Origin of the sequence: Gloeocapsopsis crepidinum LEGE 06123 (genome assembly GCF_015207655.1) — a bacterium.
GTDB lineage: Bacteria > Cyanobacteriota > Cyanobacteriia > Cyanobacteriales > Chroococcidiopsidaceae > Gloeocapsopsis > Gloeocapsopsis crepidinum.
Genome location: NZ_JADEWN010000106.1, coordinates 1 through 9,450, shown reverse-complemented (window position 1 = coordinate 9,450; position 9,450 = coordinate 1). Strand labels below are relative to the sequence as shown.

General features: G+C 41.2%; 10 protein-coding genes and 1 pseudogene. 6 read left to right on the top strand and 5 right to left on the bottom strand.

Annotation, left to right across the window (positions count from 1 at the left end; genetic code table 11):
• Positions 1 to 125: 125 nt before the first annotated feature.
• Positions 126 to 269, top strand: a pseudogene (locus IQ230_RS25310) (IS1 family transposase); the annotation flags it as partial.
• Complete coding sequence (locus IQ230_RS27150; RefSeq protein ID WP_228055335.1) at positions 217 to 633, top strand: hypothetical protein; 417 nt, start codon at positions 217 to 219, stop codon at positions 631 to 633. The pseudogene IQ230_RS25310 and the gene IQ230_RS27150, both read left to right, overlap by 53 nt.
• On the opposite strand, the gene IQ230_RS25300 is transcribed toward IQ230_RS27150, so the two are convergent.
• From IQ230_RS25300 to IQ230_RS25290, 3 genes are all read right to left on the bottom strand, one after another.
• Positions 532 to 1,164: a CatB-related O-acetyltransferase gene (locus tag IQ230_RS25300; RefSeq protein ID WP_193934958.1), complete on the bottom strand. Its 633-nt coding sequence runs from the start codon at positions 1,162 to 1,164 to the stop codon at positions 532 to 534. The two genes, IQ230_RS27150 and IQ230_RS25300, sit on opposite strands and share 102 nt — an antisense overlap.
• Before the next feature lie 8 nt (positions 1,165 to 1,172).
• A complete protein-coding gene (locus IQ230_RS25295) occupies positions 1,173 to 1,703 on the bottom strand; it encodes a pentapeptide repeat-containing protein (protein WP_228055339.1) in 531 nt (176 codons plus the stop codon).
• Between the two features lie 122 nt (positions 1,704 to 1,825).
• A complete protein-coding gene (locus IQ230_RS25290) occupies positions 1,826 to 2,137 on the bottom strand; it encodes a hypothetical protein (RefSeq protein ID WP_193934957.1) in 312 nt (103 codons plus the stop codon).
• Positions 2,138 to 2,504: 367 nt separating this feature from the next.
• Here IQ230_RS25290 and IQ230_RS25285 point away from each other — a divergent pair, with 367 nt between their 5' ends.
• Together IQ230_RS25285 and IQ230_RS25280 are read left to right on the top strand one after the other, a co-directional pair.
• Complete coding sequence (locus tag IQ230_RS25285) at positions 2,505 to 4,037, top strand: aminotransferase-like domain-containing protein (RefSeq protein WP_193934956.1); 1,533 nt, start codon at positions 2,505 to 2,507, stop codon at positions 4,035 to 4,037.
• A 19-nt stretch (positions 4,038 to 4,056) separates the two neighbouring features.
• Positions 4,057 to 5,109, top strand: a complete 1,053-nt coding sequence (locus IQ230_RS25280) for a serine hydrolase domain-containing protein (protein WP_193934955.1) — start codon at positions 4,057 to 4,059, stop codon at positions 5,107 to 5,109.
• Positions 5,110 to 5,154: 45 nt separating this feature from the next.
• Here IQ230_RS25280 and IQ230_RS25275 read toward each other — a convergent pair whose 3' ends face one another.
• Positions 5,155 to 6,258, bottom strand: coding sequence for an AI-2E family transporter (locus tag IQ230_RS25275; RefSeq protein ID WP_193934954.1), 1,104 nt, complete (start codon positions 6,256 to 6,258; stop codon positions 5,155 to 5,157).
• On the bottom strand, positions 6,243 to 7,697 hold the full coding sequence (gene cysS, locus IQ230_RS25270) for a cysteine--tRNA ligase (RefSeq protein WP_193934953.1): 1,455 nt from the start codon (positions 7,695 to 7,697) through the stop codon (positions 6,243 to 6,245). The genes IQ230_RS25275 and cysS overlap by 16 nt, the downstream gene beginning before the upstream one ends.
• 135 nt (positions 7,698 to 7,832) lie before the next feature.
• Here cysS and IQ230_RS25265 point away from each other — a divergent pair, with 135 nt between their 5' ends.
• The gene (locus tag IQ230_RS25265; RefSeq protein ID WP_193934952.1) at positions 7,833 to 8,924 is read left to right on the top strand and encodes a CobW family GTP-binding protein; all 1,092 of its coding nucleotides are present in this window, start codon (positions 7,833 to 7,835) and stop codon (positions 8,922 to 8,924) included.
• A 236-nt stretch (positions 8,925 to 9,160) separates the two neighbouring features.
• Complete coding sequence (locus IQ230_RS25260; protein ID WP_193934951.1) at positions 9,161 to 9,316, top strand: hypothetical protein; 156 nt, start codon at positions 9,161 to 9,163, stop codon at positions 9,314 to 9,316.
• Positions 9,317 to 9,450: the final 134 nt, after the last annotated feature.

Genomic DNA, 9,450 nt, shown 5'->3' with positions numbered 1-9,450 from the left:
CCCCAACTACTGCATTCAGGGTTGATCTTCTCATTGCCACTGCACTCGATTTAATTAATCCCGTGCATTTGAAAAACTGGTTTACTCACTGTTGCTACTGTGCCTCATAAAACTGCAATAGGCTGTATGTTGAGCGATTCAACAACACGCTCAGGCAACGAGTTTCTCGACTAGTACGGAAAACATTATCATTCTCGAAGTCATTGGAGAATCACATTGGCGCAATCTGGTATTTTGTTCACGCCTACAATCAATCATTACTTCTGTAGGACTACCCCCTTGGAGATTGGCATTTACTACTTTGTCAATGCCATGATTACAATTTCTGCGATCATCTTTCTCTATCCTCCCACGCTACCAGTGGCAGCAGTCGCAATTGTTAATATGGACGATGCAGGAGATACTGCGGCAGCAGCAGCAATGGCAACTCTGATCGTCTTTACGAGTATCGGAGTCCGTATCCTTTATTGGTTTTTAACTCGTGGCGTACAGCAACGAACTCAAGCTTGGCGGTTGAGTAAAGGTTGTGTCTCACAAAGCATTCTGCAGCAAACTGATATCACCGCCCATAATCAAATGAACATTGCGGGTAATTTTAGCAATATCCCAATCCCACCAGCAAATAGAAAGTAATTGCTCAATTTCCGCATCACTAAATCGTTGCTTGAGGGGACCCGCAGGATTCCCACCAGCCACAGTGTAGGGAGGAATATCTTTAACGACAACAGATCTGGCAGCAATTATTGCACCATCGCCAATTTTAACGCCTGGCATAATTAAAGATTCATAACCGAGCCAAACATCGTTACCAATCATCGTATCGCCCTTGCTAGGCAAATTCATCACCTGGTCTATTGCTTCTTCCCAGCCATGTCCAAAAATCGGAAAAGGATACGTCGAAATTCCATCAAGTTTGTGATTTGCACCGTTCATGATGAATTTGACTTGAGTTGCGATCGCACAAAACTTGCCAATAATTAAGCGATCGCTGCCGTAGTTATACAAGACATTTTTCTCAAAACCTTCTGGATCGAGGGGATCGTCGTAATATGAGTAATCGCCAACAATGATATTTGGTGCCTTGATAAAATTTTTGATAAAGCAAACACGACGATGATCGACCATAGGATAAGGTCGATTGGGATCAGGACCATATGAAGTCATAGGTTTCTTTAGCGACAGCCTAAACTTTCACGTGTGGAAACACCTGTTACAGGATTAACACCATCAGCGCGATCGCATAATAAAGAAACTTGATAACGATCTACTAAGGCATCAGTAAAGTCTGCACCTGTAATATCAGCATCAAAAAGCCGCGATCGCGTCAAAATCGCTTCTTGCAAAATGGCATTTTTTAAATTTGCTTCATCTAAAGTGACACGATCGACTAATGCACCTGTTAAGTTAGCACCTTCTAAATTAGCGCGGAGTAAAACACCTTTGGTAAGAATTGCGTTTGTAAGATCTGCACCTTGAAAGTTTGCTTCACGCATTTCAGCTGCGACAAATACTCCGCCCACCAAGTTAGCGTGGGAGAAGTCACGGTTTTCTAAATGTGTATTACTGTAGTTAATGGTATTGTCTTGAGCTAAGGCTGGTTTTGCGGCTAAGAGTACCCATAACCAAGCTAGGCATAAAACTAACAATATGCCGAGTAAACGAATGAGAGCTTTTTGAATAAGTTTTATTGTTGGCGATCGCATCATCATCACTCGCGTAAAATACTAACAGGTAGTTGAACCCTGCTATATACCTCAATTAAAACTTGTTTCTACCTAGATAAAAGCCCTTAATCGCCAGGATTCGATATCAAGTTTCTACCATCTTAGATTTTACCAAAGACGAACCTGCGATGCGATCGCGCTGACAGTAAGGGAAACCCTAAAACAACTCCAGCTGCAACGATAATCAAACTTCTCCAGTGTTTATGTGCAGGTAATTGCTGATGATTTGCCCGCAAAACTATGACTGCTAAAAGTGCTGCTATCACTGCACGTCCTAAGCCAACGATAATGGAATCGAGTTCTGCAACTGCAACACGGGTAGCTGGTAAAGTAAGGCTAAAGCCGAGTACGCCACCAAAGCCATACACTAAGCCTATTTCTGTATCAATCCGAGGGGCTGGCTGCGATCGCAAAACGCCTCCTTACGAGGTTCGCGCACACCTAAACTCTCCATAACGTGGGTACAGACAAAACTCACGAAAATTGCTCTAATTCAGCTCCAACTTAAATTAATCATGACTAGAGCTGTACAGTCATACTGCATGTCTTACTTTCTAAAAATCTCCTATTGACACCCTTTTGAGAAGGTACAAATTCAGATAATTTGCACTAGTACAGTTACAGTAATTAAAACTGTTCTGGTTCTATCTTGACTCAACTGTACCGGTTAAAGTTGTGAAAAATCTCATATAGTGCCTGTAGTAGCGTTTTGCTTTCAGGTTGCAATTTCAACCGGTCTAACTTGGGTTCTTTTATCTAAATGTGAGGAAGGGCTGGGAAGTGAAAATTCCTATAGATCGCCAGTCATCAAACCCCATATACCTACAAATTCGGGATTATTTTAGTCGTCTTATTCAATCAGAAAAACTTGCTGCTGGACAAAGGCTTCCCTCAATTCGTGCTTTGTCAGAAAGTCTTCAAGTCAATAAACTTACCGTGATTGAGGCTTATCGAGTTTTAGAAGTTGAGGGATTAATTCACGCGCGTCAAGGTTCTGGATATTTTGTTAGTAGTATTGCAAATACTAAGTTTACGTTGCATTCAAACTTTGCTCCTACTCAAGAAGTCACGATCGCCCAGGGAGATGGATCGTTTTTAGAACAATTTATAGCTTCGCTGCACGCACAACACCAAGGCAATATCATCGACTTTAGTTCTGGATTTCCTAGCAGTTTTAGAATTGAGGAATTACAGCGAGTTGCCAAGCGATCGCTTTCACGCGCCGCCGATCTGCTATTTCGCTACAACTTTCCGCAAGGACAACTATTACTCCGCCAGCAGATCGCACAGTTGTTGCTACAGCAAGGCTTAGAAGTTTCTCCTGAGGAATTGATCGTCACGCACGGTTCAGAACAAGCTTTATCGCTTGCTTTGCGTTACTACCTCCAACCAGAAGATTGGATGATTGTTGAGACTCCTACTTATCATGGTGTACTGGGTATTTTAAAGAATTTGGGAGCTAAAGTTATCGGCATTCCTATGACAGCAACTGGAATGAATCTAGAATTGCTAGAGCAATATCTTCGCAGTCATCGCCCGAAATTAATTTATACGATTAGTACGCTGCATAATCCCACAGGAATTACAACCTCGCAAACGCATCGTCAACAATTACTAGCTTTAGCAGAACAATACGAATGTCTCATTTTAGAAGATAACGCTTATGAAGGATTGAATTTTGAACCGGTTCCTGCACCAATCAAAGCCCTCGATCGCCACGATTTAGTCACTTACATCAGTACATTCTCTAAAACTCTGATGCCTGGGCTACGAGTTGGTTATATGGTAGTCACAGGTAAGCATTATCAACCTTTAGTTGAGCAAAAATTACTCAATGACTTGCACGTATCTACAGTTTCACAGGCGATCGCGAGTGAATTTTTAGCTTCAGGGTTATACCGCCGTCACCTCGGACGTTTGCGCACAACACACCTGCAGAGTCGCAATGCTATGTTGCAAGCATTAGAACAACACTTTCCCAAAGCGATCGCTTGGACTGTCCCTCAAGGTGGCTTGTTTTTGTGGACTCATTTACCTGATCGTATACCTATTCAAACCATTTGTCGCGAAGCCTTATCTCAAAATATTCTCGTTGCAAACGGTGCAGCATTTTTTCTTAGTAAGGGTTATCCCGCAATGCGCTTGAATTACTCTCACACTCTAGAGGCAATTGAACAAGGAATTTCTATTCTAGGCAAGTTACTTAAAAAGCACTCAGCATCAAATGTAAAAACAATTAAAATAGCATCAAAAATAAAAGCAGATACTACAAATACTGAAGTAGATAAGCCCAAATTTCAATCTTATTATTAGCTACGTAGCTTACTAATATATGAATTTATTACTCAAAAAAGTACTGCAAAAACAGCTTGATGAGTCGCTGCTATTTACTCCTTGCTTAGGTATTAATGTAACACTTCAAGATGAAAAATACGGCTTTTGGACAGGAAGTAGTGGTTTCTTAGAACCACAGAAAAGAACTCCAATGCCCATAGAAGGTCAATTTTACATTTATAGCATTACAAAAACATTTACTGCCGTTTGCCTATTGCAAATGGTTCAAAATGGAGAATTATCTTTAGAAGATCCAATTATAGATTGGCTACCTAATTTACCACTACCACGCTCTGTAACAATCAGAAGACTTCTTAATCACACTAGCGGTGTACCAAATTATTCAATAGCAACTTATATGCCAGCGGTAGCAGCAAGTCCTTCATTGCCTTGGTCATATCACAAATTCTTAGAGTTAACTTGTACAGGTAAGCTAGATTTTGAGCCTGGAGCTAGTTTTAATTATTCAAATACGGGTTATATGTTGTTACTCAAGTTAATTGAAACTATCAGCAAAGATACCTTTTCTAATACTTTGAGAAGTCAGATATTTCAACCTTTAGAATTACAAAAAACTTACGTTGCTCAAGACATAGATAAAAGAACTTTAGTACCTGGGTTTTGTAGATATCTTAACTCCAATAGATTAATAGAAAATGTGATTCCTAAATACCATCCAGGATGGTGTACTACTGGTGTAATTGTCTCTACAACTCATGAGATTATTCAATTTTACGAGGATCTTTTTTCTCATAAACTACTTAAACCAGAACAACTCATTGAGATGTGTCAGTATGTATCTATCGGTCAAAACACATCTCCATTTTTTAATAAACCTGGCTATGGACTAGGATTAATGATTGATCTAGAATCTAACTATGGCGAACAGTTTGGACACGGTGGCGATGGTCCTGGGTACAATACTTGGGTAATGCATCTACCCAACTTTCAGGGACATAAACTCACAATGGCAGTATTTTGCAACACAAGTATGGGTAGTCATCCATTCAACTTGATCAATGATTTGCTTTTTATTTTGAGTAATGTCTAATGAGGTTAAAAACTCTACTAAATTATCAAGAAATCTGCGCTTGAATTAAACACTTGATTGCGCCTTTACCGCATTTTCACCACTCACTTCTTTTCCCTCAGCTAAACGCTTTGGTTGCAAATAAAGGTTTTCTAATAGTACTGAAGCCCCTGCTATCCAAGGAGGAACTATGACAGCACCGATAATACCTAAAACTTGAGTTCCACCCAATACTGCCAAAAGTTGATACAGTGGGTGAACTTGTACCGAAGAACCTACTAGTAGCGGATCGAGTACATAAGTTTCTAGATTTTGAATAATGACAAACAAAAGTAGCACCCAAATAAACGTTAAACCACCTTGCGAAAGCGCCACAATTAAAGCTGGAACTGCACCTAAAATAGGTCCAACAAAGGGAATTAAGTTAGTAAAGCCAGCAATAACGCCCAAAGCTAAAGCAAATTCCGACAAGCCCAAAATTCCTAAACCTAGAGTAATTGCAACTCCTAAAATTCCAGAAACTAAAACTCGACCTTGAATATAACCGCCCATTCGTTGGCTAATTGGAATAACTTGGGCGTCAAGACGTTTATCCCAAGGTTGAGGAAATAAACTGACGATTCCTTTAATTAAATTTTCGCGCCCAGCAACCATGTAGCCAGAAATTAGCAATGCTAAGATTAAGCTCAATACTCCGTCAATAACACTGCGCGTAAAGCCATAAGAACGTACTACGAGTTGTTGACCCGAACCTATAATCCAGCTTGTTAATGCTTGCGTATCAAAGAATCGATCGATAAATTCGGGTTGTTCAGTTCCTAGCCTTAAAGCAATATTTTCTGCTAAAGTGCGGAGATTATCGAGATAAACTGGAATTAAGCTAACTAAAGTTTGAAGTTGTTCAGCTACAGTAGGACCAATAATTAATCCTGCTCCAATCACGATCGCAAGTAACGTCAGATAAACGCTAATAACTGCTAGCCAGCGCGGTATGCGGAGTTTTTCTGCTTTTTCAATAACGGGGGCGATCGCCGCCGCAATTACCACAGCGATCATTACTGTTACCAATAAACTCCGCAATTGCCATAACAGCACGACAAGAAAACCTGTAGCAACAATCACTAACAGATTCACTACTGATATCCGATTGCGATTTAGTTGCGATGCCATCGCGTTACACCACCAGGCTGGTCAATTAACGTGATACCCTGAGCTTGAAGTTCATTACGAATCCGATCCGCCTCAACAAAATTCTTTGCTTTCTTGGCTGCAAGTCGCATCTGTATTAGATTCTCAATTTCTGTATCACTAATTCCATCTGTAACATTTGTTTCCACTATAGTTTCAGCTTCAGCTTCAAACCCCAAAACCTGCGCCAAAGCTACCAACGTATGCCACTGTTGTTCTAATTGTTCCGGTGGAGTTTCGGTTTTGCCTTGATGCATCAAAATATTACCCTCACGGCGCAACTCTTTAGCTAACTCAAATAGAACTGTCAACCCTCCAGGAAAATTGAAATCATCATCAACTTCTTCTTGAAATCGCTGTACAACTTCTGGTATTAAGTGACTTCCTCGCTCCTCAAACCCTAATTGATTGCCGTACTGATAGCCAAATAGTAGTCCTTCTCTGAGGGTATGCCAACCGTTTGTCGCGGCGGCGATCGCTTCATCGGTAAAATCAATCGGTTTGCGATATTGCGCGGTTAATACAAACAACCGCACCGCCATTGGATCTGTAGGGCGATCTAACAATTCCCGAATCGTGATAAAATTACCTAAAGACTTGGACATTTTTTCGCCATCTACCGTCACCATGCCATTGTGCATCCAGTAATTGGCTAATGGTTTACCTGTAACGGCTTCACTTTGAGCAATTTCGTTTTCGTGATGCGGAAAAATTAAATCTGCACCGCCAGCGTGAATATCAATCGTTTCTCCTAAGTTGTCACGTACCATCGCTGAACACTCAATATGCCAACCAGGACGTCCTGCACCCCAAGGTGACTCCCACGCAGGTTCCCCAGCTTTTGCACCCTTCCACAATGCAAAATCAAACGGATCTTTTTTCTTTTGATACTCAGGATCTTCAATATTGACGCGATCGCTTTTTCCTGCTTGCAAATCTTCTAGCTTACGCCCCGAAAGCTTACCATATGTATTAAACTGACGCACTGCATAATAAACATCACCATCGGCTGGGTAGGCATAGCCTTTTTGTTCTAATTCGTACACCAAGCGCTTAATACCATCTAGCGTGTGTGTTGCGCGAGGATAGGCGTCTGCGCGTTGAATATTTAGCCGATCCATGTCCTCAAAATAGGCTTGGATATAGCGTTCAGCAACCGCTTGCATCGAGGATCCTTCATCCCGCGCGCGGTTGAGAATTTTGTCATCAATATCCGTAAAATTTTGAATATACTTTACTTGGTAGCCACGCCATTGTAAATATCGGCGCACAACATCCCAAACAATACACGCCCGTGCATGACCCAAATGGCAGTAATCATATACAGTGACACCACAGTAATACATTTGCACCTTGCCAGCTTGAAGTGGAGTAAAGGTTTCTTTCCGACGGGTAAGTGTGTTGTATAGCGTTAGGGTCATGACAAAATGGTGAAATGAGCTTTTCAGCAATAATAGGAGAAGAGTGGAATGTGTCAGCTAGCAATCTTGAGAAAGTAGCTTTGATCGCTCTGTAACTCTATATTCCTATTTTTTGACATTTTCGACAGCACAGCTATGCAATCTACAGCAACTTCTGACAATCAAGTGATGGACGCCTCAAAACGTGGCTTGCCGGTTACTATTATTACGGGTTTTCTAGGCAGTGGTAAGACAACCCTACTCAATCATATCCTGGCGAACCAGGAAGGCTTGAAAACTGCGGTTTTAGTCAATGAGTTTGGTGAAATTGGTATCGATAATGAGTTAATCATCCAAACTGGCGATGATATGGTGGAACTCAGCAACGGTTGCATCTGCTGCACTATTAATAATGACTTAGTAGAGGCGGTTTACAAAGTTCTCGAACGTCAAGACAAGCTTGATTATCTGGTAGTAGAAACAACTGGACTCGCAGATCCTTTACCTGTGGCGTTAACCTTCTTGGGAACTGAGTTGCGCGACTTGACCCGATTAGATTCCATTATTACGATGGTAGACGCGGCAAACTACAGTTTAGATTTATTTACTTCACAAGCCGCACATAGTCAAATTGCCTACGGTGATGTGATTATCCTGAACAAAGCCGATTTAGTAGAAGAAGCCGAGTTAGAGCGCTTAGAAGGTAAAATTCGTGAAGTAAAAGAAGGTGCAAGAATTCTGCGGACGACGCGATCGCAAGTTCCGCTACCATTAATTTTGAGTGTTGGTTTATTTGAGTCTGACAAGTATTTTGATACTAAAGATGAACACGAGCATCATCACGATCGTGACCACGAACATCATCACCATGACCACGATTGCGAACACGACCACCACGACCATCACCATCACTCGCACCATTTAGAAAACGATGGTTTCACCTCAATATCGTTTCAAAGTGATAAACCGCTATCGATTCGTAAGTTTCAGTATTTCTTAGATAATCAATTACCTGAAACTGTATTCCGCGCCAAAGGTATTTTGTGGTTTGACGAAAGCCCCAAACGCCATATTTTCCACTTGTGTGGCAAGCGTTTTAGCATTGATGATGAAGAATGGAATAGTGGCGATCGCAAAAATCAGTTAGTGCTAATTGGGCAAAATCTCGACCATGAAACTTTACGCACTCAGTTAGAGAACTGTGTTTGTCTTCCTTCTACATCGCGTGGTAGAGGCTTCGGGAAGTAAGTAGACAAGAGAGTTAAGAGCGATTTCAAGTAACAATTCTTAACTCTCACCATTGCTACATTTATTGATATCTAATTCTCAAGCAATCCTAATTTTAGGTAAAAAATGAACTCTTTCCCTTCCTCTGTGTCCTCTGCGTTACGGTTGGAGGGAGGGTGGAGGAAATCTCCGCCTCTTTGGTATGGCTTCTGTAAGGCGTAGGATACTACCAAGATTGTGAACTTTGTGATGGATTGTTGCTGTCAATTTTTAACTACAAAACCTACGACGATGAAATAAATAAATTACCCGATCGCGAACATTCCTTAGAATTCGTTATCGATCTTGTAGGAAATATCGAATTACCTGGACGTTGCAAGACATCACGCGATCGCCTAGGTGACACTGGATAATTTTATTTACAGCCTATTGCAGTTTTATGAGGCACAGTAGCAACAGTGAGTAAACCAGTTTTTCAAATGCACGGGATTAATTAAATCGAGTGCAGTGGCAATGAGAAGATCAACCCTGAATGCAGTAGTTGGGG